Raw genomic sequence first — 456 nt, forward strand, 5'->3', positions numbered from 1 at the left:
GGAGTCGAGCTTAGTTCAATAGGTATATTCCCTGCTGAGATCGACTCCGAGAGACGATTGAACTGCTCCCGTGGCGCCCAATTGTAGAGCCAGCCATTCAAAAAACTCGTTGAGCAACGTTTGACTGAGTTTAGCTTTGGCCATTGTTATTGCTTTGTTGATTTGCTTTTGACAATACTGAGCCTGTTTTCCTGCATCACGCGCTCGTTCTGGTGTGCTTGGTTCTTTGAGCTTTGCGAGAGCTCCTCGAACAAGATTTTGGACATCAACTAAGTTTATGTTTGTCGTTTTTCTCATTTTCATGCTGTGGTCCTTTTTGGCACAAAAGCGGATTTTCTTGTCATAATGCCAAAATGATATTACTATTGCAAACTGTTTTTGATTTGCTTCTGGGTATCAAGTGTTGTGTGCTTGTACTTTAGTTAAAGTAATTTTAATTGTCGAGGTGGATATGGA

Annotated in this window: 1 protein-coding gene; it reads right to left on the reverse strand. The window is 41.2% G+C overall.

Going from position 1 to position 456, the window contains the following annotated elements:
• Nucleotides 1-15: 15 nt before the first annotated feature.
• The gene (locus AC0L3U_RS38455) at nucleotides 16-303 is read right to left on the reverse strand and encodes a hypothetical protein (RefSeq protein WP_473364970.1); all 288 of its coding nucleotides are present in this window, start codon (nucleotides 301-303) and stop codon (nucleotides 16-18) included.
• Nucleotides 304-456: the final 153 nt, after the last annotated feature.

This window comes from Bradyrhizobium sp. Kon69, from assembly GCF_055807515.1.

Bases quoted from the DNA above. Each gene is read 5' to 3' on its own strand.
- AC0L3U_RS38455 (WP_473364970.1), bottom strand. From the start codon at position 303: ATGAAAATGAGAAAAACGACAAACATAAACTTAGTTGATGTCCAAAAT.